This window comes from Oribacterium sp. KHPX15 (genome assembly GCF_900107835.1).
Taxonomy (GTDB): domain Bacteria; phylum Bacillota; class Clostridia; order Lachnospirales; family Lachnospiraceae; genus Oribacterium.
In genome coordinates, this window is sequence record NZ_FNRG01000023.1 from 19442 (window position 1) to 45229 (window position 25788).

The 25788-nt window shown below is 39.9% G+C and carries 26 protein-coding genes; 5 read left to right on the plus strand and 21 right to left on the minus strand.

The window, feature by feature from the left end; all coding sequences use genetic code 11:
- A complete protein-coding gene (locus BLV86_RS12730) occupies positions 1–600 on the minus strand; it encodes a hypothetical protein (RefSeq protein WP_090818068.1) in 600 nt (199 codons plus the stop codon).
- Positions 601–1029: 429 nt separating this feature from the next.
- Here BLV86_RS12730 and BLV86_RS12735 point away from each other — a divergent pair, with 429 nt between their 5' ends.
- The gene (locus BLV86_RS12735) at positions 1030–2325 is read left to right on the plus strand and encodes an ATP-binding protein (RefSeq protein WP_090818070.1); all 1296 of its coding nucleotides are present in this window, start codon (positions 1030–1032) and stop codon (positions 2323–2325) included.
- A gap of 58 nt (positions 2326–2383) precedes the next feature.
- Here BLV86_RS12735 and BLV86_RS12740 read toward each other — a convergent pair whose 3' ends face one another.
- From BLV86_RS12740 to BLV86_RS12790, 11 genes are all read right to left on the minus strand, one after another.
- A complete protein-coding gene (locus tag BLV86_RS12740; RefSeq protein WP_090818073.1) occupies positions 2384–3169 on the minus strand; it encodes an ADP-ribosylglycohydrolase family protein in 786 nt (261 codons plus the stop codon).
- Positions 3170–3286: 117 nt separating this feature from the next.
- The gene (locus BLV86_RS12745) at positions 3287–3955 is read right to left on the minus strand and encodes a 3'-5' exonuclease (protein ID WP_090818075.1); all 669 of its coding nucleotides are present in this window, start codon (positions 3953–3955) and stop codon (positions 3287–3289) included.
- A gap of 128 nt (positions 3956–4083) precedes the next feature.
- The gene (locus BLV86_RS12750; protein ID WP_090818078.1) at positions 4084–4383 is read right to left on the minus strand and encodes a hypothetical protein; all 300 of its coding nucleotides are present in this window, start codon (positions 4381–4383) and stop codon (positions 4084–4086) included.
- Positions 4384–4393: 10 nt separating this feature from the next.
- Entirely contained in the window at positions 4394–5047 is a 654-nt protein-coding gene (locus BLV86_RS12755) for a hypothetical protein (protein ID WP_090818081.1), read from the minus strand.
- A gap of 183 nt (positions 5048–5230) precedes the next feature.
- Entirely contained in the window at positions 5231–5914 is a 684-nt protein-coding gene (gene lepB / locus BLV86_RS12760) for a signal peptidase I (protein ID WP_090818084.1), read from the minus strand.
- Positions 5915–5917: 3 nt separating this feature from the next.
- A complete protein-coding gene (locus BLV86_RS12765; RefSeq protein WP_090818087.1) occupies positions 5918–6292 on the minus strand; it encodes a Lar family restriction alleviation protein in 375 nt (124 codons plus the stop codon).
- Positions 6293–6544: 252 nt separating this feature from the next.
- A complete protein-coding gene (locus tag BLV86_RS12770; RefSeq protein WP_090818090.1) occupies positions 6545–9280 on the minus strand; it encodes a VirB4-like conjugal transfer ATPase, CD1110 family in 2736 nt (911 codons plus the stop codon).
- Between the two features lie 24 nt (positions 9281–9304).
- Entirely contained in the window at positions 9305–9790 is a 486-nt protein-coding gene (locus BLV86_RS12775) for a PrgI family protein (RefSeq protein WP_090818093.1), read from the minus strand.
- Positions 9791–9806: 16 nt separating this feature from the next.
- Positions 9807–11135: a hypothetical protein gene (locus BLV86_RS12780; RefSeq protein ID WP_090818096.1), complete on the minus strand. Its 1329-nt coding sequence runs from the start codon at positions 11133–11135 to the stop codon at positions 9807–9809.
- A 66-nt stretch (positions 11136–11201) separates the two neighbouring features.
- The gene (locus tag BLV86_RS12785) at positions 11202–11549 is read right to left on the minus strand and encodes a hypothetical protein (protein WP_090818098.1); all 348 of its coding nucleotides are present in this window, start codon (positions 11547–11549) and stop codon (positions 11202–11204) included.
- Positions 11550–11610: 61 nt separating this feature from the next.
- Positions 11611–11895: a hypothetical protein gene (locus BLV86_RS12790; RefSeq protein ID WP_090818101.1), complete on the minus strand. Its 285-nt coding sequence runs from the start codon at positions 11893–11895 to the stop codon at positions 11611–11613.
- A gap of 467 nt (positions 11896–12362) precedes the next feature.
- On the opposite strand from BLV86_RS12790, the gene BLV86_RS12795 reads away from it, so the two are divergent.
- The gene (locus tag BLV86_RS12795; protein WP_090818105.1) at positions 12363–12956 is read left to right on the plus strand and encodes a zinc ribbon domain-containing protein; all 594 of its coding nucleotides are present in this window, start codon (positions 12363–12365) and stop codon (positions 12954–12956) included.
- 79 nt (positions 12957–13035) lie between these two features.
- Entirely contained in the window at positions 13036–15126 is a 2091-nt protein-coding gene (locus BLV86_RS12800) for a hypothetical protein (RefSeq protein ID WP_090818108.1), read from the plus strand.
- A 189-nt stretch (positions 15127–15315) separates the two neighbouring features.
- Here BLV86_RS12800 and BLV86_RS12805 read toward each other — a convergent pair whose 3' ends face one another.
- Positions 15316–16437, minus strand: a complete 1122-nt coding sequence (locus tag BLV86_RS12805; RefSeq protein WP_090818110.1) for a toprim domain-containing protein — start codon at positions 16435–16437, stop codon at positions 15316–15318.
- Between the two features lie 168 nt (positions 16438–16605).
- On the opposite strand from BLV86_RS12805, the gene BLV86_RS12810 reads away from it, so the two are divergent.
- Entirely contained in the window at positions 16606–17076 is a 471-nt protein-coding gene (locus BLV86_RS12810) for a hypothetical protein (RefSeq protein WP_090818113.1), read from the plus strand.
- Positions 17077–17132: 56 nt separating this feature from the next.
- Here BLV86_RS12810 and BLV86_RS12815 read toward each other — a convergent pair whose 3' ends face one another.
- The gene (locus tag BLV86_RS12815) at positions 17133–17657 is read right to left on the minus strand and encodes a hypothetical protein (protein WP_090818116.1); all 525 of its coding nucleotides are present in this window, start codon (positions 17655–17657) and stop codon (positions 17133–17135) included.
- Positions 17658–18343: 686 nt separating this feature from the next.
- On the opposite strand from BLV86_RS12815, the gene iscB reads away from it, so the two are divergent.
- Entirely contained in the window at positions 18344–19618 is a 1275-nt protein-coding gene (gene iscB / locus BLV86_RS12820) for an RNA-guided endonuclease IscB (RefSeq protein WP_090818119.1), read from the plus strand.
- 34 nt (positions 19619–19652) lie between these two features.
- On the opposite strand, the gene BLV86_RS12825 is transcribed toward iscB, so the two are convergent.
- The 7 genes from BLV86_RS12825 to BLV86_RS12855 form a co-directional block, all read right to left on the minus strand.
- Positions 19653–19877: a hypothetical protein gene (locus BLV86_RS12825; protein WP_090818122.1), complete on the minus strand. Its 225-nt coding sequence runs from the start codon at positions 19875–19877 to the stop codon at positions 19653–19655.
- Positions 19877–20632, minus strand: a complete 756-nt coding sequence (locus BLV86_RS12830; RefSeq protein ID WP_090818125.1) for a class B sortase — start codon at positions 20630–20632, stop codon at positions 19877–19879. The genes BLV86_RS12825 and BLV86_RS12830 overlap by 1 nt, the downstream gene beginning before the upstream one ends.
- A 200-nt stretch (positions 20633–20832) precedes the next feature.
- Positions 20833–21996, minus strand: a complete 1164-nt coding sequence (locus BLV86_RS12835) for an RNA-guided endonuclease InsQ/TnpB family protein (protein ID WP_090818128.1) — start codon at positions 21994–21996, stop codon at positions 20833–20835.
- Positions 21953–22393: an IS200/IS605 family transposase gene (gene tnpA / locus BLV86_RS12840; protein ID WP_090818131.1), complete on the minus strand. Its 441-nt coding sequence runs from the start codon at positions 22391–22393 to the stop codon at positions 21953–21955. The genes BLV86_RS12835 and tnpA overlap by 44 nt, the downstream gene beginning before the upstream one ends.
- Before the next feature lie 201 nt (positions 22394–22594).
- Positions 22595–24142 (minus strand): helix-turn-helix domain-containing protein, encoded by a 1548-nt coding sequence (locus BLV86_RS12845; RefSeq protein ID WP_090818134.1) that lies wholly within the window; start codon positions 24140–24142, stop codon positions 22595–22597.
- A gap of 240 nt (positions 24143–24382) precedes the next feature.
- On the minus strand, positions 24383–25045 hold the full coding sequence (locus BLV86_RS12850) for a TraX family protein (RefSeq protein ID WP_090818137.1): 663 nt from the start codon (positions 25043–25045) through the stop codon (positions 24383–24385).
- Positions 25046–25269: 224 nt separating this feature from the next.
- Complete coding sequence (locus BLV86_RS12855; RefSeq protein WP_090818140.1) at positions 25270–25680, minus strand: hypothetical protein; 411 nt, start codon at positions 25678–25680, stop codon at positions 25270–25272.
- Positions 25681–25788: the final 108 nt, after the last annotated feature.

Sequence of the window (25788 nt, forward strand, 5' to 3'; positions counted from 1 at the left end):
TTAGCCCCTTTCAACGCGCAGCATGACGGCACTCATTACCTGTTGGAAATAGTCTTCTTTAGATTCGTTCATCTGTACAAACGGATCAGGGAAGTAGGGAGAAAAGAATGTTTCGTCCTTTTTCCGCCCCATATTCAAAAGAAGTTCTTCATTATCCCCTTCTTCAACAAAAGAAAACACGAAGAATGCTTTCTGCATTTCATTGTCACGTAGAGCATTTTCTGTTTCGCTTAATTCATTTGCTTTGATACCACCAACGAGGATAGGTATTCCTCCGTGAAGAAATTCCTTTCTGTCGAATCTTTTGTCATTAACACAGCCATGATCGATAATAAGGAAATCGAGATTTGAGCCGCCTTTCTTTATATCAATGTACTTATGCCTTGGGATCACATCTATACCCTGTACGCTTATAATTCCTGTATCTTTTTCTTCATAATCGGAATAAACGTTATTGGTGTTCTTAATGTAATTCTTGTCGTTCATTTCCATGTATGCTACATCATAGTCCATGGATTTAATGAACCTTGTAAGCTGTACTGCCTGAGTGGTAGTTCCTATGCGGTCCATACATCCCGCAACATTGATAAAAGCAATCATCTTGTCCTTCTTTCTGCCTTTGCAAACGCTTAATAAATTTCTGCTGTATAACAATTATGGAAGGAGATCTGCTCATATAAGTATTTTTTGATCAATAATTATTTATTTCTACCCGGCGTAGCCTGTTCCTGTCATGAATATGTCCGTGATTGGCGACTTTTAGTCGTGAATGGGTGTAAAAAAGTCCGGAACTGTCTGCTTTGTGTCCGGACTGTCTGAATTTATTCCATTGGTGTCTATTTTTATTCCATCGCTATAGCGATCTTTCGTTCATGTTTTTGTTGATTTATCGTTATTATTCGTTCATCATTATGTTATTATCTGCCATTATTCATTCATAAAAATGTTACAATACATTGACCTTTCGTTCATTTAAATGTAGTATCTATATAATGGTTAATTTATATGTACGTATTAATGAGGTCATAGATGAAGCGAAATATATATTCAAAACTATTAGATTGGAAAAACTCTCATGATAGAAAGCCTTTGATTTTAGATGGTGCAAGACAAGTTGGAAAGACATGGATTCTTAAAGAATTTGGTGCGAACGAATACAAAAATGTTGCATATATAAACTGTGATAAAACAATAGAAATGAAATCACTCTTTTATGATTATGATATACAACGTCTTATCCGTTCTTTTTCATCCATTACCAAAGAGACAATACTTCCTGAAACTACGCTCATAATACTTGATGAGGTACAGGAGTCTCCTCTTGCTTTAACTTCACTCAAATATTTCGCAGAAGATGCACCTGAGTATCACATAATCGTTGCGGGGAGTCTGCTTGGTATTAAGCTACATTCCGGCACTGGATATCCTGTGGGCAAGGTCGAGGAATTAAAACTATACCCTATGACCTTTCTTGAATTTCTGGAAGCTTCCGGAAATAATGGGTTACTGGAACAGATAAAAAGTCATAATTGGGAAGAATTGGCCCCCATGTCACAGAAACTAACTGATCTACTCCGTCAGTATTATTATGTTGGCGGAATGCCTGAAATTGTAAATAACTATTTTACTAAACAAGATCTTAAGGAAGTTCGTAAGCTGCAAAATAGAATCCTTTCAGATTATGAAAGGGATTTTTCAAAACATGTTCCTGAAGATATACTTCCAAAGGTTGTGATGGTTTGGAATTCAATACCTTCACAATTAGCTAAAGAAAATAAAAAGTTTATATATGGTGCATTAAAACAGGGTGCAAGAGCAAAAGAATTTGAGAATGCCATTCAATGGTTAATAAATGCCGGTCTTCTACATAAGATAGTCCGCACGAACAAGATACAACGTCCACTTAAATTTTACGAAGACACTGGAGCTTTCAAGCTTTTTATCTCTGATCTTGGCTTGCTTGGTGCAATGGCTGATGTAACATCCAAGGAGATACTCACTGGAATTAATTATTTTTCTGAATACAAGGGAGCTTTTACAGAACAATTTGTTGCACAGGAACTTACAGCGCTTGATTTAAAGATTTATTACTATTCAAAGGAAAACTCACCGCTTGAAATTGATTTTATAGTACAGAAGGATGAAATATATCCAATAGAAGTAAAAGCAGAAGAAAACCTTAAATCCAAGAGCCTTCGAACAGTGTTTGAAGAAAACCAAAACCTCAAACCATGCCGTTTTTCGATGTCAGGATTTAGAAAACAAGAATGGATGGTAAACGTGCCTCTTTATCTTTCACAAGAGTGGATTAATTCTGTAGATTAACAATTTAACTCACTAATACCCACGGCTTAAGTGAGTATTAGTGAGTTTTTTGTCAAAATCACTTGTTTAAGATCATATTCAGATAATCATCCAAACACTCTTCCAGTATCCTTTCTGCATCCAGATCTCCGAACCCGTGATAGAACTCTTCAGCAACGCCTCCGGCAATAGCTCCGAAGGTATCTGTATCACAATTAAGGCTAATGACATTTCTCATGAAGCTTTCATAATCTGTGCTTTCAAAGAAGCATCTCATGGCCGCCGGAACAGACCCTTGGCAGGTTTCATTCCATCTGTATCGAGGCCTTAACTCTTCGAGGCTATAAGCTATGCTGTATTCATAGTCCTCAGGCGGATATTCTCTTAATACATAGTCGTATATTTCCTGCTTGCTCTTTCCATGCTTTGCCATCCATATACATGTAGCGGTTACTACTGCTCCTTTAATTCCTTCCGGATGATTATGAGACACTGCCGCAGTAGCCTTAGCCTCCAGCTGCATTTCATCAAAATCATCATAGTACTCTCCTACAAAGGAAACTCTCATGGCAGATCCATTGCCATAGCTTCCATAGGGTGTATGATCAGCCCCATTTACCCAGTTATAGAAACTTCCACCATAACCGCAATTTGGATATCTCCTGCCAACTTCTACCATAGTCTCAGTAATATCAAGCCCCTCAATGATTGCTTTCTTTATTGCAAGTGTCATTACGGTATCATCGGTAAACCCTGCCGATGGATTTCCGGCAAGTTGCACGGTCTTCCAGTCATAATTTTTTATTCTTTTAAACTCATACGGAGAACCCAGTATATCTCCGAGTATTGCGCCTTTAACTGCCATATCATTAATCTCCTTCCATTTGCCGCTCTCCAGAGAGGCATTTCCTGATTGATGTCATAATGATACATTTATATGATTGAAAAATGGTAAACTCGTATTTTACCTTTTAAAATCCACTTATCCCACACAGGCAAATGCTGAAAAATCAAACAGCTCGCCCATTGTATTGCTTATTTTGCTCGGCTCCATTGCTTCTTTTATCTTCCTGAGTGTAAGGTTGAACAATGTTGTATCTCTCAGGATATTAAGGAGTTCTGCCGTATTTCTCGCATCATCAAGAGCATCATGCTCTCTTCCCGTGAAGTCAATCCCTGCCATGTCGAGGGCCATGCTGAGCGAAACCTGCCTGTTGAATCCTAGGTGAGTATCGAATTCTTTCTGGAAGTCACTCCATTTTGTGGTAAGTATAATCTCTTCTTCTGGTGTCATTTCATAATTTTTAAGCGTAATCTCCTTTGCTATCTGGCAATAGTCCGAATCACTCCAGGCATATATAGTAACTTCATCCCCGGTTCCAAGACACCAGTTCGTAAACATTCGGAGTGCCTCTTTAAAAATGGGGGCATTCTGGACCATCTCTTCTGTGATACCCGTGATTCTCTTAATCTTTCTTTCAATGCAGTCATTATATTCAGGCTTCAAATAGGTCCTGAATGCTGATATCTCCTGAAGATTATCATCAAGCATGACTGCTCCTATTTCTATAGTTTCCATCCTGCAGATCCTTCTTGCATCTGATTTCTTTGCGACATAATTCATCTCAAGATCAACAACGATATGTTTCATGGTTCCCTCCAATATTTTATGAAAATGCTAATCCTTCTGTGTTTATGGAAACATAATAATATGTAGCCCAGCGAAAAAAAAGTACATAAAAATAGCGCATGATATACCTGTTATATCATGCGTTTAAGTTATATATTCTTATTATGATGTAATGGAGCATATCTTATGACGATTAAAGCTATTGCTATAAGCAGCGTATGTCCTACAAGCTTCAGTACAACCCCAAATGGTTCATAGAATATCGCGCTTATCAGAAGTACAAACGATATCAGATATAAAATGCCCATGATAATTAATTCTATATAGAAATTCAATATCCGTTTGTTTTTATATGACAACACTGCAAGTCCTGCCCAAATAGTTGCAAGAAGTATCAGGGTTGACCCTATTGAATATGACCTTTCGACCGATTTTAGAATCTCAAACATTTCTTTCTCCTTATGCTATTCCGAATTCCTCTTTGACACTCCTGTAATCCTCGTATCTCTCAAAAACAGTAGTTGCAAAGCCACTATAATCCAGCATCTTCCTTCCTTCAGCGTAACTATACATAAGCACCCTAAGTGCTGCCTTTGCTTCATTGAGATTCTTTGCCGCAAAAAGGTTTATCCTTTTGTAACCGCACTGCTTATTGTATGTTGCTACCAATGCGTAACAACATTCCTTCGATACAGGGTGTTCCAATCGGTATTTGTCAGTGACATCAACAATACGGACCTGTGAGCATTTCTTCAGATTCACGGATTGTACAGGATTCTGACTAAGTATCCAGTAGGCATCAGGCTCAGGCCCGCAGAGCTCGGACTTTTTGTACTGGTCAGGTGACTCTGAAAAGTCGTATAGCCTTAACCCATTATTGTATGAGAGAAGTATTGAAGCGTTTCTTTCTTCAACATTATCCAGGGATTCGTCTCCGTAGAACCGTAATATCTTTCCGTCATGTTCATCTCCGAAATGAAGCGCCAGTGCATAATGACTTCCACTGTAAAGAAGTTCATTTGCCCTTAGTCTGTCAGAATCGTTTTCGCATTTTGCATAGATTACGTAATCATAGTTAAGAGCTATAGTACCGCTCGAATTCAAGATAAACATTTCAAACCTCCGCATTGAATCAATAATCTGTTACCTAAATTATGAGAGCGGATTTTTTATTCTGGGTTTGTTTTTCGGTTTTTTATATGTGTTCTAATTAATTATGAGCGGAGTTCTTCTCTTATTAGTGTTATTTATGAAAAAAATAGTGCAGGCCAAAATGGTCTGCACTAAATACAAGGTTCAAAACCTGTAGGATCTTATTAATTTCGCATCGTTAAATGGATAAAAGCAGAACAGCACCTTTGCAATGATATCTGATTCTTCCACAAACGGATTCACCCAGAATCTGGAATCTTCTGAATTGTTCCTGTTATCCCCAAGCATATAGTAGCACCCTTCAGGAACCTTCACATGAGCAAGTGGGTAGCGGGTTTTATCGCATATCATTGGTTCTGCAATGTATTTTTCATCAAGCGCCTTTCCGTTAACCATGACGAGAGCTTCTTTAAATGTAGCTTCATTATAGAATGTCCCCATGTTTAGAGCATCCGAAGACTTTATATTTGTCGGCATGATGTCTATAACATCCCCCGGCACTCCTATAATGCGTTTTGTGAAATGTACTACTTTGTTATGTGCATCGATTTCTCCGCATTCCGGACAATGACCTTCATCATTTTCCTGATACATAGCACCACAGGAACTACATGTATATCCGTATCGGAATATAACTACATCGCCTCTTTTGATGGAGTCTCCCTTGTAAAATAGCCTTGATCCTACTACTCTGTCCCCTGTCATCATGGTGTTTTCCATTGATGATGAAGGGATGTACGCAACCGCCAATACGAAATTTGATATTATTCCGGCTGCCAAGATAGCAATTATGATGCTCCTGAAAAATTCCTTTACTTCTTTTGCCATATGTTAGTTAGCGTACTCGTTAAAAATCGGTGTAAATCTTCTGTTCCAGGCATTTATGGCTTCAAGCTTTGTCTGCTTTCCGTCATTGTTAAAGTCTTCAGCTATGAATCTGGATCCTCTGGCACCGCATCTTGTACACTGGACATAATAATTCCGGTTGGGAACTCCCTTTATTATGGTTTTTGATTTTGTCTGTACCTTGGGGGTTCCGCCACAGAATGGGCAGAGCTTAAGCTCCGGATAAATGGTCCATCCGGATTCTGTTCTTGGGAGTTTTTCCTGCTTGTCTACAATGCCTCTAACTCTGTAAAAAATGAAAGGAGTATTATCCTTTTCGTTAATCTGTTCTTCTTCAAAAATTTCGTATTGCTCTGACATAGATGTCCTCTCTTTCTGGCTTATCAAGCCAACAGTATTATCTTTGCTATTTTAATACAATTATGCTTGATTTTTTTATTTTATTTTTGTTGCTGATGGAATCATTCTGATTTGCTTTAGCTTTACCTTATAAGTATGGGAGGAAATATTTCTGTATTAGTATTTTTGGCTATTAAAAAGATTAAAACGAAAATAAATATAATTTATGAAATAAAAAAGCACCCGAAGGTGCTTAATAAAACATGCAAACTATTATGCCGACTTTTCTTCAATAGTCTGTTCTTTCTCAAGTTCCTGCTTTGCAAGCACCTTCTTTATATCGTTAGGGTTTGTAGAAAGGAGTGTATATAGCTCATTATCCCGGGGATATATGTTTGCAAACGGCACAATGCTCTTTCCGGTATAAAGTAGTCCGTGGCCGGAATCTGCATTTTTGATAAATCCAAGCTGTGACTCTGAAAGATGAAGGAGGGAACCGATCTGCATACGGTCTTCAAGTGACTGGTTCATCATCATAATGAATGAGCAGTTATTGAAGATACCACGGGACTCTCTGTTTGTGAGAAGGTCCTCACAGTTCTGTGTCATACCGGTTGGTACACCACCGTACTTTCTTATCTGCTTAAACACATACATTAAGAATCTAGCGCAAGATTCTGACTGTGTAATCATGTAAAGCTCATCTATGTAGATGAATGTACGGCACTTGCCTTTATTTCTGATGGTTCTGTTCCAGATATCGTTAAGGCACACCTGCATTCCCATTTCACCCATTCCGGACCCGGCCTTTATGGCTGAAATATCATAAACAGTGAATCGTGAATTTGTATTTACGTTAGTCTGATAGCTGAAGGTTCTGAAGTTACCGATACAGTATTTCTCGATAGCCAGTGCTATATACTCAGCTTCAGGCTCCGGCTGACGCTTGATAAGCTCATAGAACTCTGTCATGGTAGGGCATATTGTAGTATCGATGGTCTCACGGGGTTTTAACGGCTTCTCATTATCCGGATTATGCCTGTTGTAGCGCTCTATCTCCTCATTCTTTTCGTCTATTGCGACATTTCTCCTTGTCATTTCAGCAATGTAGTCCTCATAAATGAGACGTACACAACGGTCAATGATTGTTACCTGAATGGTGTTAAGGCCGTTTCTTCCGCCGATAGCCGATTCAAAGATTGAACAGATGTAGTTTGATTTCACGGTGATAGGATCATCCCCGTCCTTTTCATCTGCAGTAATGTCTAGATCGAAAGGATTTATATGGTTTGAGGAACCGGGTGTTATTCTTATTACTTCTCCTCCAAGGGCATTTGCGAGCGGTGCGTATTCTGCCTGCGGGTCGATGACGAAGATCTCATTGGTTGGATCCTTCAAAAAAACCTGTGTCATTTCTGCCTTGGCAGCGAAAGATTTACCGGAACCGGACATTCCGAGGATGAGGCCGTTGGAGTTCTGTCCTCGCAAGCGGTTATACATGATCATATTATGGCTTGTTTCATTTATGCCATAGTAATTACCGCCTTTCTGGATGAGCTCCTGGCTTGAAAAAGGGAGGAAAAGGGCAGCGCTAACTGTATTCATGAAGCGGTCAGCGTAAATCTCCTTTACTCCAAGAGGGAGTGTTGTGTTTAAACCCTTCTCCTGTTGTTCGGTAAGTTTTGCAAGGGTGCAGAGCTGGTCACCGGCCTTGTTCATTGCGATCTCTGTGTATTTGTTTAATTCCTCAAGGTCATCAGCAAAGATAGTTACTGTCACTGCCATAAGGAATGCCTTCTGGTCTCTTACAGTGAGATCCTTATATACGGAGTCTGCTCCTTCCTTTTCTTCCTGAAGGTCCGGTGAAATAAACTCTGTTGTAAGTCCCTGCTTTGCAAGTCTCTGAGCGCTTTGTGCAACGTTAGCCGAAACATCGATCATACGGTTACGGACAAGCTTTATAGCTTCATCCTGTCTGTATGGGGCGTAATGCACTGATGTAAGGCAGTTACAGCCTATCTCAGAAATAGAAGTGAATATCTCTGCTGAAAGCTCTGTGGGGAGATTTCTGAGATAAAGGGATCTAGCGTACTTATCACCTATTCTCATGTAATCTCTCTCAAAAGTAAGAGCGTTAGGGCCTATTACATCCTTTGTGGTAAGTCCAAGTTCAAGGAGCCATGGGATGGAGAAGCTTCTTGCTTCCTTTCCATCAATATTCATCTTCTTAAAGAACTTGATATCCGTGTCCTGATTATAGATGTTGTAAAGAAGCTCAAGTCTTTCCTGAAGCTCCATAGGGTCTGTCTGATAATCAGTGATGGTCTTTAACTTGCTTGAAACTTCGGCATCGATACGTGAGAAGATACCGTTTGCTATCTCTACGTTTTCAGCCTTTACAGAGATAATGAGATACTTGTCCTGTACGATTGAATTCTGTCCTTCAGAAATCTTTTCTTTAAGTATGTTGTTAAGGTCCTCCCTATACACATCAAACTTGTCATTCTTCTTCTGATAAAGGACTTCTCTCTTAAACTCGTCTTGGTCAATCTTATGAGACCAGATGACGAACTGTGGGCGTACATCAGGCTGAAAGTAGTTTAAAAGTTCCCCGTATGCAAAGAATATCTCGTTCTGGACTTCCTGTGTGGCTGTGCGGAAATTCGTATCAGTAATCTTATAGGACTTTGTATAGATGTCATCCTTTGTCTTTATGATACCGTTTAGGAAAACTTTATCGTAGGGGATCGAATCCTGTACGTACTTAGGCACGGTTATCATTTTGATAAGTGCCTTTCTCGTCTTCTTTATCTTCTTTTTGTTTGTATCCTGTGCCTTGCCGTTCCTTTTATCGGCAAGTCTCTTTTGTTTTTCTTCTTCTTCATCGAAGATAGTCTTTATTGACCCAACGTCACCGGATAGATCCAGAGACTTATCCTTTTCTTCCGATGCCTTGACATTGTCTACGTTGGTAACAGTTTTTTTCTTACCAAATAACAAATCGAACATAAACCCTCCTTCACGTTCGAAACATTAACTAATAGGCTTCAAGTCGGGATTCTCTTTAAGAAACTTCTCAAGTCTCTTTTCATGTTCCTTCTTGATCTTTTTTTCAGATTTTTTTCTTCCCTTTTTGTCAAAACTGTCATCTACATCATCAAAATATTCGTAGGTGATCTTGTTCTGCACAGCCAGGTTCTCATAAATATTTACTGTCCTGTAGGGTCTCCGTTTATGTCCGAAGTATCTGTTTACCAGCACTTCTTTTGCGTATACATAGATTGGCATATCCTGTATGTCTACGTATCCGCACATAACAAACGGAGCCATGACAAACATCATTAAGTAGTTGCAGGCTTCCTTTCCTACTTCATCAGTCCATACATTACCAAGTCCGAATTTTACGGCACACCCAAGTGCGCCACCGATAAGGAGAAATGATATCTGACGAAGTGTAAAACTCATAAATATTTTCGTTTTGAATTTTCGTACATCCTTTGGGATGGGCATTATAACCATGTTTATATTCCTTTCATCAGTGCACGCCTATAATATCTTCTGCAATGGACCTTGCTCTTGCGAGAAGTCCTAGCATTGTGAGGTTTATAGCCATCAGAGGTACAGGATCATAGGAAGGGATGTGTTGTTTTAGCGTGCTTGTAGCGTAAAGAATTACGTACATGACCACACCTGTGAGAGCAAGGGCTACAATCTTTTTGATATATCTGACTGCAGATGACCTTAGTGTGTCATTGTACATATCAGCAATGGCGATGGGTGTGAATGTTGCTCGCACCATTATTTCTATGATGATAGAGTATACAGTGAACGAAGATACAAGCTGGATAATACTGTTTCCTAAAAAATTAGAAATCTCGTTTCCGATTGCACCTAATGCATGAGCTGGAAGTGTCTGGCTTGCTACCAATAACTTTCCAGCCCATGAACCCAAAGTCTTAACATTTGTCATAAGGTTTGCCGTAGCATTCGCTATGGGGTTCATTTCAATTATTGTCTGTCCGAGTGATGTGGCTAAAGCATTCTTATAGAGTGCATACTGTATAGCTTCATCGGTGATTGCACTAGAGAACTTAGTGACCATATAACCGCCCCAGTATACAGCGAAGCCTATAATGGCCTTAAAGTTGTATATGATCCAGAGTCCAAAAAACATTTTGAACATCGTGGTTCCGAAAGCTTCCTGTGAGAACTTTCTATCGGCAACCATTTCTGAGAGAGCGAGACAAGAGAATGCAACACACATAGTAAGGCCATATCCCACCATAAGATCCGTGAATGCTGAAGTACCGGTATTAAGGTCTTCAAGGAGTGTCGACATGGCACCATTATTAAAATCACTGCCCTCCCATTGAAGAAGCTTTATTTTTTTGGCTGCACCCTTTACATCTGCTTCTGTGCCAAACTTAGCATCCAGAGTTGCACTTGTAGGAATGCCAAGCTGTCCGGCTGTCTCGACAAAGTTGTTTATCCATTGGCTTGTAAATGTAAGTGGTGCTTTTGCTTTTGAACATACTTCGTTTATGAGATTCGTACCTGTTATAATACTAACCTTATTGTTGTCTGAGGCCGATACTTTAGATAATGCGTCTTCCAATTCATCGACAAGCTTATCTCTTAATTCAGCGCTGGAAGTATCCTCGGATGCTCCTTCTCCTTCTTCAGGGTCTATCTGCTTATACTGGTCTTCGTTCTTGATATCATCAAGTATTCTGTCAGTGTCATCGTTAAGAGAAGAGTCGAGGGAACCTGCAAAACTGGAAACCGCCGGAACAGTCGCTGATAGAATAAATGTACATAGCACTACTCTTGCGAGAATATTTTTAATATTTTTCAGTTTTATCATTATTTATTCCTAAAAAAACAGGGCCCGGGATGTTGTTCCCAGACCCAGTTGTTATTGTTATGCGTATTAAGCGATGATATTTGCAGCCTGAAGAATCGTAGGAAGACCGAAAAGAACAACTCCACCGATAAGCTTACCAATCTGATTCATAATCTGTGAACTGTCTCCGTCTGAACGTGCAGTAGCAATACCCGCGATACCGTATACTACAAGACCAATACCCATACCTCTTAAGATATAGAATGCTACCTGAAGAAAAAGAGACATAGGATCTGTAGATGAGTTTACTGTTACCTTGTAAGACTTTCCAAGGTCAACAGCAAGTGCCGGCATTACGTTTACTGTCATAATAAGATATGCAGCCTCTGCAAGTGTAAGTGCCCTGTTTCTTAATGTTTTGATATTTGCTTTCATACTGTGCTCCTTAAAAAATAAATGATTGTTTTGATATAATTATGCTAGCCGGTTTTTTGGACTAGACAAAAATTATCGTGTTTTCAACAAGATCTTTCAGAGATTTTTCAACAGTTTTTTGTTCTTCTGTGAGTTTTCTTTCAGGGTCGGAATATAGTATCCATAATGTGAATTCCAACTGACCAACTGGGTCTTCGGCCAGCTCCAAAACATCTTTTTCCTCCGGATACCATGTTCGGTCTATATACCCCATCTCTACAATACTGTTGACGAGCTCATCATATTCCTGGTGAGTCATCTTAATCTGTGTCTTTGTATGTTTCTTAGCAGACAATGTTTCTTTCATGTGTCTTTTCACTTGTACAAAGATTTCTTGTCACATACAGCGGATAATCTGCTTCAAGCGCCCTCCTTTATTTATTTTTCATACCTCTTCTTCGGTACAAGACAATTATGGGGAGTGTTCTTTGTGTATTAGTATTTTTTGGAAAATAATTTGAAAAAATTTTTGAAAATTATTTCTAATTTGATCTATCAGGACCTTTTCTGCAGCTTCTATAGATTTTTGATAGAGAAAATAGTATCAGATAATTTCTTTAGATACGTTTTTCAACAAACCTATGTATTTTGTGGTAAAGTAAAAATTCATCCTTAAAATAATTATTCTTTTTCAATACAAGCAAAGCTTGTATACTAGAATTAATTGAAATTGTCTTGTGAATGATTTAATCTACATCCCCGGAATTTTAGTAATTGTAGTCATTACAATAATCCGGCACCGTGTAAACGACTTCATAGCAGGAGGAGAACAACATGGCAAAGTATTGCAGATATTGCGGATCGAAACTAAATGAAGCTGCAGCGTTTTGTGAAAGCTGCGGGAAGCCCGTACAGAAGAAACAACAATCGATATGTCCAAATTGTGGAGGTGTTTTGTCTGATAATGCCCGGTTCTGTAAGAACTGCGGAAGTCCATCCATGTTACAACAACAGACTTATCAGCAGCCCCAGAAGATTAAGTTCCAGACAAATCCTACAATGCAAAACAGCTATATAAACCAGTCAAAAAAGAGTAAACGTGGACTAACAGCTATGATCATTGCAGGTGTAGTGATTTTAGTGCTCGTCATAAGCAGCTTGATTACGTTACATGTATGTGATTTCAAGTGGAAGAAAAAGAATACGGAGGAACAACCTTCTTCTAACATTGAAGCTATGCTCAAGTATGCCGAACAGCTCAAGGAGAACGGAAACCCTGAAGCTGCTGAGGCAGTAAATCAAATGCTAAAAGAGGGCGGACAGGCGGATCTTAAAGAAGCGTCCAATCAACACCGGGACGATCCGGAGCGTCTCATGCTTGACGCTCTTTCAGGCGAAGATCTCCACCGAATACTTTCAGGAAAATAATATTAAAAGGAAACTACCTCCGTTTAGAATTCAGTACAGTGTAATATAGTTTATTTGCATTTAAAAGAGGAGCAAAATCATGAAACGATTTTTCTATATCTTTTGTGTTCTTCTCATATCCAGTCTCATGGTCTTTACCTCCCTTGCAGAGGATAAGGGTAAACCAAAACTAGTTGACTGGTTTTGGCTCGATGGAGAAAAGAATGCGGCTTATTGGGACAGGTTGAACAGTGCGGATCGTGAATTGACAGAAGAAGAATACAATCCTAATGAAACTGCGCCACCACCGCCTGAATCTGGTGAAGCAACGCAGGAACAGATTGCGGCCAATGAAGAATTCATGCGCGAACAGAAAGAGATTGCACATGAAAGTAATCTTGATGCAAAGCCTGGCCGTGATAAGATGATGGAGATGGTATTCTCTGATAATCTGGATTTAGATCAGGTCAAAGTTCCAGAAAATTGCTTCGAAGATAAGTATGCAGAATATAAAGGAAAAGATGGATCTATAACCCGAGTGTATGATAACGGAAGTGTATCTACAAAACACCCTGATGGAACGTTTGAGGCCTTTGATACATGGGGCAATCATTATACTACCGATAAGGATGGCAAAGAAACCATCAATCTTACTGACGGAAACACACTGGTAAGTATAGGGAATGATTCTTACGAATGGCATGGTCAAGATGGATCCGTAATAACTCCCCATGAAGACGGTTCTGTCAGCTGGAAGAACCAGTCCGGCATAGTCATTGATTACAATGAAGACGGTGAACGTATCGCCATTGGTTTCGAACATGGTGATAAAATGAATCTGCAGGACGGAATGTTTCCTCAGGGTGATGGTGAACTGAAGGGGCCAAATGGGGCATCGATTACTTGGCACAACGGTTCAACTTACCTTGGTGATGATCGCTACAACTTCAAAGTCATAGGTGAAGACGGCAGAGGTGGAAACGCATCTTATGATCCCAGCAACGACTATCGCATGGATAAGGAAGCAACCAGGGAAAAAATGTTTGCTACAAACGGTGAAGACAAAGACCATGTCATGACCAGCGACACAAAAGTTGAAGTTTCCAGTATGGACGGAAACGCCTGGAGGTTCACCTTTAACAATACGAAAGATGACGTGGCATCCGTTATTTTTGAAGATTCGGACGGCAACGTCTACACAAATCAATATCTGGGTGACGGTTTCTTCAAGAAAAGTTATGAAAGCGGCGATGGAAAAGAGAACTATCGTATTTCTCTGGACGGAAACGGATTAAATTCATCCTACAAAGACAAGGACGGAGAACACACTCTGATCAAAACAACTTATGATGATGACGGTAACGTTGTAATCGTATACGAAGATGGGGGCCGATTTGTCATCAATGACGAAACAGGAACTTCGGACTATACCCATCCGGATGGTACGACAATCCATGTTACGACCGATGGAGATGATCAGTGGGTGGAATACAACAATCCAACGATCGGCGTAAGCTACATAGAAAAAAACGGTGAGATAGTCAGCGGAAGCGGTCCAATAGGTGGAGGTTTCCAAATTACCGTTACTAACGGCGATACAGAGATTGTTACTCCGGCCGGAGAGAAAATCAAAGTCACGGAATACTCTGATGGTTCCATGGGCGCAACCCTCAATGACGGCACTGAAATCACGAAGGAATCCGGCGGCAGCTGGATGTTGGACGGTCAATCAATGGATTCGTACACTGGACCTGAGGAAAAGAAAAAGACTGAGACAACAGAGGCAGAAGAAGCGGATGACACGTATCCTGCTGAAACACCCGCAAGAACCCGTAGCAAAAAAACAGCACTCGACATCGATGCCTTCATGGGTACATGGGTCAATGAGGACGGAGAACGTACCGTACTTCTTAGGAACGGAAGCAACGTAATCGAAAAAAATCCTGATCTTTCATGGTATGGCGGTGACGTCTCCTGCATGGAATGTACGGCTGAATGTGATGGAGATACCTTGAAATTAAAGGGCATTACAAGCTGGGTCTGCGAAGCCGATGATTTGTATTCTACAGATGAGAAGCATAAGCTTGAGATTGATGCATCTTCTTCCGGCAATGAATACACAGCGTTGAACGTTGAAGACGGCAGCTTCACGGAGATGACAGACGGCACCAACTTCTACACAAGACAATAGCCGACGGAAAAAAATACCTTTAAAACTTTAAAGGTCGAAAACATAAGAACCTAAAAAAACAGCTAGAAAACAAATGATTTTAGATCTTTGTTTTCTGGCTGTTTTTTTGCAAAAAAGGAAACTCTCCAAGGTTCTTTCTCTGTTTCCATGGATATATTTCAGAAGCGTACTAAAACATAGTAACTTACACTATGCTCTCTTTGGTTCAAATCCTTCACGGTCTAGTTTTACCAGAAGGTCTGTAAACCTTTTGATATCCCCGGCATGTCTTGCAAGAAAGAAATCAGCCTTGGTCTGCTTCTTCAGGACGGATATAAAGGCATCACGTCCGTATTTGGTGATTAGTTCATCAGCATCCTTTGCGGGATGCACCTCAGTATTGTACTTCATAATGAAGACATTTAATCCGAATTCCCTTAAGATGTTGATTGAACTGATCATAGCGTTTGTTCCGGCTTCGTCGGAATCTAATGCCAGGAATACCGTCTTATAGTCGGTTGCAATTCTTTTGGCGTGATCTTCTGTAAGAGCTGTACCAAGAACTGCAGCACAGTCATTAAGACCGGTTCTCTTCATTGCGATAAGATCCATGTATCCTTCGCATATGACTATGGCATTCGCTCTTTTTACCCCTTCAGGAACCTTATACGGATAACCGTAAAGGATCTTTCTCTTGGAAAAGAGCGGACTGTCTGCACTATTTATATATTTTGGTGCTGCTTTCTTTCCATCTTCTGTTTTCTTTTTTTCAGCCTGAAGTATCCTTCCTCCAAAGGCAATAACATTGTCATGCCCGTCGTAGATTGGGAACATCACGCGGTTTCTGAAGAAGTCATATACTTCATCTGAGTCCACTGATTTTCTGCAGAGTTTCGTTGCGAATATGAGATCATCTGAAAACCCGCATTTTTTCAGGAAGTCATAGAGTCTGTGGCCATATGGAGCAAAGCCAAGCCCAAATCTTTCAATAGCCTTGTCGGATATCCCTCGTGCTTCCAGGTATTTATGTCCTGGATTCCCATCCTGTTTCAATATGAAGGCATAGTATTGTTGCGCTTTCTTATATATAGGTAGAATCTCCGGGATGGCCGAATCTGGTATAGGAATTTTTACCCCTTCTTTCTTTTGAAGGAATTTCTCCCTGTTCCCCATTTCCCCACATCCATAGCAGACGTAAAGATCCTGATCTGTGTCCACCATGAGAGTTTCCGTTTCTCCAAGACAGAAAGGACATCGTCCTTTATAGAGCCCTGTTTTTTCGTTATATTCTATTTTGGTGTACTTCTGTACACTCTGTCTCAAGTTACCCATGTTGTCCTCCTTCGATGACTTTTAGGTTTTCGTTCACAATAATTATGGGAGGGGATAGATCATATAATAAAAAAATTTCAAACTTTCTATCAGCAGCTATGTACAAAGTTGACGGTTTTTAATTTTTGGGACAAAATTAGGGCATAGATTTTTTTGAGGTAAAAAGATATGAAGATTACAAGAGATTCCATTATGTTCCAGAACGGAACTTACAAGTTGAATAATAAAGGTAGTGTTATCTCTGACGGTGATCCCGTACAGGCACTTGAGACAATATCACTTGAGGTACAGGCTGCACATGAACATCTTAACAAAGATTTTGATATGTTTCCGTCATCTTTCCTCTATGTAAACGGCAGCAAAGATGGGGTATCAATACAGGTTGTTAACGAAGCTGAAGACAATGATCTTGTTACCATATATATGGGAGAAAAGGTCGTTGAAGTGGGTTATCTTTCTGAAATAATAAAAGGACTTGTTGATGATGTAGAGATTCATGAGGATGCTCTCCTTCAAAATTTCCATGATACTGCGGAAGAACCATATATGAGGAACCGAATCGAAGATTCCATAAAGAGACTTATGGACGAGCCTGTAACGAAGAGACCTTTTTTCACAGTGATCGACGGAGAATTATAATTTAAGGGCACACAAAAAATCCCAGGGGCATAAACCTCTGGGATCTTATATTATTATCAGCCGACTGACAGTATCTTCTTATCAAAAGAAGACTCTCCTACATCTTCACCATACCAATTCGCAAGATCTGACACGAACTTCTTTACGAAGGCGTATCTCTTTTCCTGTGAAGAACCGTCATGAGGCGGATAAATAAATCCACCTGTGACATTGCGGTTTTCTCCGGAAAATCGGTTAAGCTTCCTTAACACCGTATACGTAAAATTAGTATAGGCGCGGAGCTGATCTTCCAGGTATTTTTTGCTTCCGTCGAAGCTTCTGTGACGGTCAGCAGTATTATCCTGGCCTAGGACACGTCCATATAAGCTATGGCCATCCGGATCGTAATAATCCATCAGCCCATCCATACCATATGTCTCATATCTTTCCTTGGCTTCGTCAAAGCATTCAAACCATTCAAGGCCCATTTCAACAGAGTAGTCATACTTAAAGCTCATACCTCTTGCGAGAGTGAATTTCTCGAAAGAAAAAGAGATTCCCTCTGTTGAAACAACTGTTACCTGTGCTGTTGTGTCTGCCATCTTAATACCTCCTGGGGTCTTCCCCTTAAAATAGAAAAATAGCAAGTCAGCTGAATCATTAATGACTCCAGATGACTTGCTTTAAAAATTAACTACATTTTAAATATGGAAGGAGATATTTCAGATAACCTCCGGATTTTCTATTATTTTGATCTTTTGCGGATTTTTTTACCTTGTTGTTAAATGGCAATATAATTATTACTTAAAACTTGTTTTAAAAAAGAGATAGCTCCTTATACTGTTATGTGAATTAAATCTTTCCATACGAGGAGTGTTACTATGAAACAAAACAGTTTTTTACAAATGAATCTAACTATTACTGGAGTTACGCGAAAAATAAAGAATTTGAGCAAATCAATTCAAAAAACTTCCCCTCAGCCTTTTTCTCTATTATTGGAATACTCACTAATACCCACGGGCAAGCCCGCGGGGTTGCAGTAGAAATACTGTAGCCCATGGTGAGTAGCCTAAGTGCTTCGGCACTACGTTAAGAGAGAATATATAGTCACCTGCGGATGTAGTACCAAGTCTGCAGCTCTGAGGTCAGTGATTAAACAGTCCTGTGGTATAGGGGCAGTGTTGCTGATATAAAACCTCTTATTAACATTGGCGATGGTACACCAACGGTCAGATATGTACCGGCTTACAGCGTAAAACATATCAATCTTATGGAAGGAGTACCGCATATGGTATATGTGATAAGTAAAGACGGACATCCGCTTATGCCTACAATGCGGTATGGTAAAGTGAGACGGATGTTAAAGTCCGGTCTTGCTAAAGTAATCAGCAGATGCCCGTTCACAATACAACTATTATATGAGACTACTGACATCACCCAGGACATATCATTGGGTGTGGATGCAGGCAGTAAAGACATAGGCTTATCAGCCACAACCAATTTAAAGGTACTGTTTGAAGCCAAAGTAATACTGAGGAATGATATAGTCGAACTCATATCTACAAGACGTGAACATCGTCATGCAAGACGTAACCGTAAGACACGTCACCGAAAGCCAAGATTTGATAACCGCACAAGACATGAAGGCTGGCTTGCACCGTCTGTAAGACAGAAGGCTGAGTCACATATCACAATGGTTCAGAAGGCACATAAGATACTCCCTGTATCACACATAAAGGTTGAAACGGCATCCTTTGACATACAGAAGATAAAGAACCCCAATATATCCGGTACTAATTATCAGAACGGGGAACAAACAGACTTCTGGAATGTACGTGAGTATGTTCTGTGGCGTGACGGTCATGTATGCCAGTGCTGTAAGGGGAAGTCAAAGGACAAGATACTTAATGTACACCACATAGAATCACGTAAGACAGGCGGTGATTCACCGAATAACCTTATCACTTTATGTGAGTACTGCCATAAACAGTATCATCTTGGGAAAATAAAACTCCCAAAGACGATTCACAGAGGTATGAGTTTCAGAGATGCTGCCTTCATGGGTATCACAAGATGGGCGATATATGAAAAACTAAAGGAACTGTATTCGGATGTAAATCTTACATACGGATATATCACAAAAAATACGCGCATAGAGAACAGTTTACCAAAGGATCATCACATAGATGCAAGATGTATAAGCAGTAATCCAAAGGCTGAATCTGATGGCACAGTATATTTCTATAAGAAGGTACGATGTCATAACCGGCAGATACATAAGAGTACCATAAACAAAGGTGGTATCCGTAAACGTAACCAGGCTCCATATGAAGTACATGGATTCAGGCTATACGATAAAGTGACCGTAAATAGTGTTGAAGCCTTTGTATTTGGCAGAAGACTGGACGGCAGGTTTGCAATACGTATGCTGGATGGAACCAAGATAAACGAACAATTGTCCTATAAGAAGATAAAGTTGTTAGAAATGCGAAAAAATTACATTTGTGAAAGGAGGACGCCACTCCTCATCGGGGCAAGCCCCGACGTTCCCGTGGCTATTTAAAATTATGGCAGCCTCATGTTTTTTTCGGGTAATATCAGAAAAACAATCCAATTTCGTCGAGAAATTGGTTGAAGATGGTCACTACTTCAAGTCTAAGGTCCGGGTGCACAAGGCTGATAGCTCCTATAGTTGCCAATACACCGCCTACAATGTTAAGGAGTGTGTTCCATGCATTCAGGGCAAATCTCACCGACTTTCCATTGACTTTAACTTCGGTGACTTTTCTTTCTCTGTTATCATGTTCATTTAAAATCTTCATCAGTCCGTCTCCTTGAATTTGTATTTGTCCATAAGCCTTCCAATAACATAGCATTGTCCGGACTTATGTGAATATTCACAGGTTGCAAGGGTAATGTATTGTTCACCCCATTCCATATCCCCGTAAAAGATGCCTTTGTTTGCAGTTATGGTATCTTTTAATGCTTCAAATTCTTCTTTGCTGTAAGGAACAAGATTTTTCAATAATATCGAGTTTCTCCCACTTGCCGTGAAAAAACATACCGTCTCGTAAAGATAAACAGTGTTTTCGGTGATATATTTAATCAATTTATGGGATTCAGTGTACTTTTCATCATCAAACTTTTTAAGACTCCCGAACATGCTGCCGTTCTTCATGTTATGCCCATGGAGTATGTTGTTTGTGAGATTTAGTCCGCCGGCACTATCTTCAAATATGGTGCCGTAAATGGATTTATTTCCGTTAAAACCGGTGTTAAGATATCTGTCGCTATCTTTTTCAGTACGTACAACAGGATAATCAATCTTTGTTCCGTCTATCCTGATGTACCCGACTGTCTCTCGATTTTTATCTAATAGACTATCAAAGTTAATAAGGTCATTGGGGTTTACCCAATCCGGCACTGCTTTCTGGCCATCCCTTATTCTCTGCTCTGCAACTATCCTCTTAATCTCGTTGTATGTGTTCTCCTCTTTCTGGTATTCGCCCATTCGTAAAAACATTAGTGCCAAAGGAACGATACACATCACAAGGAAAATGTATTTTAATATCCTCATAATCAAACCCTTCCAGGTGAATTATGGACTATGTTATTGGCGTATTAGTGTTTTTGTGAACTACTCCGACTTATAGAAGTCGGAGCTTCCTGCTTCAACCACTACTGCGTTCCAGACAAGTTACCTTGTTGGCCCGTCTTACACAATGTCCACAGGCGTAGATTCGGGACATTCCGTCCCTATTTTGTATAAGTAATGGCTTATGCTGCTGACTTCAGTATGCGTAAGCCTTCCATTTTTATATTTATAGCCGCATTATGGTCTCGTCCAATACTGAGACCACACTTGCATACCATTTTACGTACAGCAAGGTCTTTCATCTCAGAGTGTCGTATGCCACAACAGCTGCATATCTGCGATGACGGGAACCACCTGTCTACTTTGACAAGCAGTTTACCTCTGTCATGAAGTTTATAACTAAGGAAGTCTAAGAACATACCATATCCGTTATCAAGGGTCGCTTTGCCATTGCCAAAGCCTTTGTTAGACATGGATCTCATATTAAGATCTTCAACACAGACTATGTCATGCGAATTGGCTATCTTCGCAGACAGTTTGTGTAAATTATCAAGTCTCTGGTTGGATATATGTCTGTGTATCTTATTTACCTTTCGTAACTGCTTAAGGTAGTTCATTGATTTAGCAGAGTTCTTTTTTGAACCCTTTCGTCTTGACAGAACCTTTTGCGCCTTTGCTAACTTACGCTGTGACTCACGGTAATACTTATGGTCACTGCCTTTATTGCCATTACTGTCAACATACAGACCGTCTGATGCATAATCAAGTCCTATGGCATTATCAAAATCAGGAGCATAGGTGTTTACAGCATTCTCGTATTCAAATAATACAGATGCGTAGAATTTACCGTCCGATTCTCTTGATACTGTCACTGATTTTATGTGCCAGTTGTCTTCGGGAATACGATGGACTACGGCCTTTACCTTGCCTGCTTTGGGCAGTATAAGACCGTCATCATCTAATCTGATGGTAGGCCGCTTTAGCTTATTGGATGGTTTCGGGTATTGGCAGTTTGTTGTGAATGATTTATGACTGTGCTTGCAGGATTTGAACTTAGGGAAACCGGCTTTTACCTTGCGCTTCTTATTGAACCGGTTGCTGAATGCAGTCTGCAGGTTCATCTGTACATTGGCAAGAGCAAGGCTGTCCACTTCTTTAAGGAAAGGACACTCTTTCTTGTACTTAGCCGGAGTAACAGCAGGAAATTTGCTAGTCACCTTATATCCTTCGATTTTGTCTGAAAGCATCAGGTTCCAGACCTTACGGCAACAACCGAAGGTCTTTGCAAACAATATACTCTGTTCAGTTGTTGGATATATCCTGTACTTTATTGCCCTGTTTGCCATGTTTCATTCCCTGTGACTGTATGTACTGTTTGATGATGTCGACAGTCGCACCGCCTGCCGTGATAAGACAGTAACTCTGTGACCAGAACATCTCTTTCCATAAATACTGTCTTATCTCGGGATGCTCCTTTTTCACAAGACGACTGCTGGCAGATTTATATGCATTTATGAATCTGCTTATTTCAGTGTTCGGCTGCCCTTTGAAAAGGATGTGGACGTGATCCACATCATGGTTCCACTCCTCAAGAGTGATGTTGTAGGAAGGAGCGATCTTTTCAAATATCTCCCTGAGTCTGTAAGATATGGCATCATTGATGACCTTGTTTCGGTACTTCACACACATGATAAGATGGTAATGCAACAAGAACACTGAATGATTATTTGTATCAAGATTCATTTATTATAGCCTCATATATTCATTACGACTGATATATAATTATTATATGCCACCTTACTCTAGAAGTCAAGAATATATGTTCTTTTTATTTGGCTTTTGATAAAAATTTTCGATAAAGATTTCTAAAATGAAAAAAGCGCCGTGCTGGGCGCAATTCATCCCCCACTTATAGAAGAGGGGGGATTTCTTGCTCACGGCGTGTTAAAAACTTTTCGTTTTTTCAAATGTTTCAAGCTTTTTTGTGTATATGCTGCGTATCACAGGGTCCTCCAAGTGGTCGACAGACATAGTGTTACTGAGTAACGCGTCGTATATGATAGACCTCATGTATTTCTGCTTGTCATTTATACGGATTCCGTCTTTTGATTCAGTTTCTGCCATCTTTCCGGCGCAAGCACACAGGAAGTCAGCAAGATCAGCTTTATCTATGTCATGATATTCTGTAAGTCTGTCTGAAAGTTTTTTTATGACATCCTCAGATGATATCATGATCCCTTTGACATTAAACGTATTTCTATCCGACAACATTCTTGCCAGGATCTCAACCGTCAAATCGAGGTTTGAATCCTTTTTAGCCCATGACTGGTATTTTACTGCATCCTTCAGGGTATTCAATGCTGTTCTGTAATCCATTGGCTTTTTATCGAACAATAGCTCACAGGAATCGAGCGAACCTTTCTCTCCTTCACTCTTTTCTGTTTTCTTGAGGGAGTGAGTGATGTTTAATGCGTTATTGTTTATTGTGTTTATGTTTATTGTGTTATTGTTTGTGGTGCTCTCCTCTGCGGTGTGGGATGCCGTGGTGTAGATAGCTGTGGTGTCCTTTTCCGGGTTCTGAATGTCGGAGGATTCCTTAGGAAAAGCCGTGGTGCTCTTTTCCGGTACCTCATAAAAATCCTTATTTTTCAAGGTTTTAGCCGTGGTGCTATTTCCCGGGTTCTGACAAATAGGCGTACTTCTCCTGTGCCCGTTACTTCCAAAATCTACAAATTCCGGTCTCCCGAACATACTCAGACACTCTTCTTCAGTAAATACTCTTACTCTGTTCTTTTTTTCTTTATCAATCTCTTCCTGAGACAATTTGTGGTCTGTAAGTTCATAGACTGCTCCACGGACGGAACCGTTAACGTGAACCTGGTAGCGAATAATATATCCGTTATCGATGAGTTTTTTTACTGTTTTTTGGAAAGGCTCTTCCTGTAATCCAAAGGTGTTCTTTTGATATTCCGCTCTTAGGAGGGTATAGGTATCCGATCCTGCAAGAGCAGATATATAACCATATAGCCCTATCGCTTTTAACCCTAGTGAGCTATCCATTGCCACCATTGTCGGCATATTCCCCCAGCCCTTGAAGCTTAAATAAGCTGCACGGGAACCTTTGCTATGCTCTTCCATTATGTCTCCAGGGCACATATTGATGATATAGTGGTTTGTCATCTGCTTATGTTCTTTGTTGTAGAGCTCCTGGACTTTAATATAGCCTCTTTCTTCCAGCTGCTTTCTGTACTTATACATAGTGCGGTTGCTGATCTTAAGATCACGCATTATCTTCTCTTTCGATGGAAAAGCATAATTCATACCGCTACCTGTATAAGTCGCGTAATAGGCAAACAGACCTTTTGCGGACGGATCTATATTAGTGTCCAGCATCAGACACTTCGAGACTTTACCGTAGCCTTCGCTGTCTATACCGATGAGCTCATAAGAGTCTGTCATGCCTTGTGATTTTTTAACGTCTAATTCTTCCATGGTTATTAACCCTAACTATTTTTTCGGAATAAGGTTCGTAGGTGTTATTGCACCCCTTTCACTATTATGACTTCTTTTTCCGTAACATAATTATGGAAGGGGATATCTCGATATTGGTAAGAATAGTGTACTTTTTCATTATTATTTGAAATTTTTTCAAAAAAATAGGAGTAGTCATCCCTGACAACCCCTATAGAGAGCGTTTTTATTAGAAAAAAATAGTGTTTATATACCTTCTGATTACTTTGGAAGCATTTTTCCTATGAGCAGCAATATAATCATATGAAGTGGGTAAAACCAATAATATACTCTCTTCGGAATCCTTACGATATCATCAATAGGGCTCAGAAAAGCGATAAATAATACTGCAAATACCGCATAGAACTGTTCAAAAGATCTATTCATAAATAAAATGTAGAATATCCATAGGCTCATCGAGACTATGAACATCATAACCGGCGATTCTTGTTTTACCATCAGGTAATACATGGCAACAGCCGTCATCACCCCGTATATTCCATAGTCAAAGCTGATGATCCGATCCAAACTGTAGGAAAAAAGGACTATAAGCCAAGCCGCAAGATATTTTTTCGGTCTATCCATGTTACTTTCCAATACAAAGAGTATTGCTATTGCACTAAGCCAGGTGAATCCTATGTTAATGGCTGGGTATTGTACAATCAGGCTATATGGAATTTCTGATATTATGGTCAAAGCAAGGATATTTGATACATACCTTTTAAGTGTTCCGTGCTGTTTTGAAAAGTAAAATCCTCTTGCTATGCAGTAAGCATACAGAGGCATGGCAAGCCGTCCGATAAGCCGGAATATCATTATATCCTTGAATAGTATGACACCTAAATGGTCTATTAGCATCGTTAAAAGGGCCAGTAGCTTTATCATCAAAACCTCCAAGAAAACATTTCTGCATTCTAATTATGGGAGGAGTTCTGGGCGTATCAGTAAAAAATTGCAAAGCAGTTTGACCAAACATATTATTATCCAAAATCATAAATGAACAATAATGCTGTGATATTGAATGAATCCAGGAATATCTGGAACCGATAGTCATAGGAGGAGACAAGTTCAGATAAAAAAAGCCCCGCAATGGGGCTTATGAAGTGCATCTATGAAGCCGGAACCAGACGACCTCCTCGTTCAAAGATCTCAAGCATGAGGATTCTGGATTCCTCGCTGAGAGCTCGTATCTGGTTGCTTTTCAAATTGCATTCACGTATTACCTGTCTGCAAAGTGACATAGCGCAAGAAGCATCCTGGTCGGTACCTTCTTTGAGAGTCTTTCCGTAAAGGTCAAGTACTCTGTAATTCCATCCATCGATATCCTTTTTTATAGCTATAGCGTATTTTTCCGTTACGAACATTTTCTGGACATCTTGGTATGGTAAAAAGTCCTCTTTGCACCTCCAGCAGTGGAACCTCTCCTCTTCAAAAAGCCCGGAATCATTTGTCTTTCCGGAATTCAGTATTTTTTTACCGCAAATTGGACACGGCATCTCTTTCTGATAGTAAATCTTCACTTCTTTCTCCTCCTGCGTTCTTAACGCAATTACTTGTTTTTGTAACACTGTAATTATGGGAAGGGATATTTCTTATAAGGGAAAGGATTATTATGAAAAAAAGCTTTC

Coding starts and splice junctions, on each gene's coding strand:
- BLV86_RS12765 (WP_090818087.1), bottom strand. CDS start 6,292: ATGTCAGAGCAATACGAAATTTTTGAAGAAGAACAGATTAACGAAAAG.
- BLV86_RS12755 (WP_090818081.1), bottom strand. CDS start 5,047: ATGTTTATCTTGAATTCGAGCGGTACTATAGCTCTTAACTATGATTAC.
- BLV86_RS12750 (WP_090818078.1), bottom strand. CDS start 4,383: ATGTTTGAGATTCTAAAATCGGTCGAAAGGTCATATTCAATAGGGTCA.
- BLV86_RS12835 (WP_090818128.1), bottom strand. CDS start 21,996: ATGGCAAACAGGGCAATAAAGTACAGGATATATCCAACAACTGAACAG.
- BLV86_RS12850 (WP_090818137.1), bottom strand. CDS start 25,045: ATGATAAAGCTACTGGCCCTTTTAACGATGCTAATAGACCATTTAGGT.
- BLV86_RS12815 (WP_090818116.1), bottom strand. CDS start 17,657: ATGGCAGACACAACAGCACAGGTAACAGTTGTTTCAACAGAGGGAATC.
- lepB (WP_090818084.1), bottom strand. CDS start 5,914: ATGGCAAAAGAAGTAAAGGAATTTTTCAGGAGCATCATAATTGCTATC.
- BLV86_RS12845 (WP_090818134.1), bottom strand. CDS start 24,142: ATGGAAGAATTAGACGTTAAAAAATCACAAGGCATGACAGACTCTTAT.
- BLV86_RS12800 (WP_090818108.1), top strand. CDS start 13,036: ATGAAACGATTTTTCTATATCTTTTGTGTTCTTCTCATATCCAGTCTC.
- BLV86_RS12810 (WP_090818113.1), top strand. CDS start 16,606: ATGAAGATTACAAGAGATTCCATTATGTTCCAGAACGGAACTTACAAG.
- BLV86_RS12775 (WP_090818093.1), bottom strand. CDS start 9,790: ATGGTTATAATGCCCATCCCAAAGGATGTACGAAAATTCAAAACGAAA.
- BLV86_RS12795 (WP_090818105.1), top strand. CDS start 12,363: ATGGCAAAGTATTGCAGATATTGCGGATCGAAACTAAATGAAGCTGCA.
- BLV86_RS12785 (WP_090818098.1), bottom strand. CDS start 11,549: ATGAAAGCAAATATCAAAACATTAAGAAACAGGGCACTTACACTTGCA.
- BLV86_RS12780 (WP_090818096.1), bottom strand. CDS start 11,135: ATGATAAAACTGAAAAATATTAAAAATATTCTCGCAAGAGTAGTGCTA.
- BLV86_RS12770 (WP_090818090.1), bottom strand. CDS start 9,280: ATGTTCGATTTGTTATTTGGTAAGAAAAAAACTGTTACCAACGTAGAC.
- iscB (WP_090818119.1), top strand. CDS start 18,344: ATGGTATATGTGATAAGTAAAGACGGACATCCGCTTATGCCTACAATG.
- BLV86_RS12790 (WP_090818101.1), bottom strand. CDS start 11,895: ATGAAAGAAACATTGTCTGCTAAGAAACATACAAAGACACAGATTAAG.
- BLV86_RS12730 (WP_090818068.1), bottom strand. CDS start 600: ATGATTGCTTTTATCAATGTTGCGGGATGTATGGACCGCATAGGAACT.
- BLV86_RS12740 (WP_090818073.1), bottom strand. CDS start 3,169: ATGGCAGTTAAAGGCGCAATACTCGGAGATATACTGGGTTCTCCGTAT.
- BLV86_RS12805 (WP_090818110.1), bottom strand. CDS start 16,437: ATGGGTAACTTGAGACAGAGTGTACAGAAGTACACCAAAATAGAATAT.
- BLV86_RS12825 (WP_090818122.1), bottom strand. CDS start 19,877: ATGAAGATTTTAAATGAACATGATAACAGAGAAAGAAAAGTCACCGAA.
- BLV86_RS12745 (WP_090818075.1), bottom strand. CDS start 3,955: ATGAAACATATCGTTGTTGATCTTGAGATGAATTATGTCGCAAAGAAA.
- tnpA (WP_090818131.1), bottom strand. CDS start 22,393: ATGAATCTTGATACAAATAATCATTCAGTGTTCTTGTTGCATTACCAT.
- BLV86_RS12735 (WP_090818070.1), top strand. CDS start 1,030: ATGAAGCGAAATATATATTCAAAACTATTAGATTGGAAAAACTCTCAT.
- BLV86_RS12830 (WP_090818125.1), bottom strand. CDS start 20,632: ATGAGGATATTAAAATACATTTTCCTTGTGATGTGTATCGTTCCTTTG.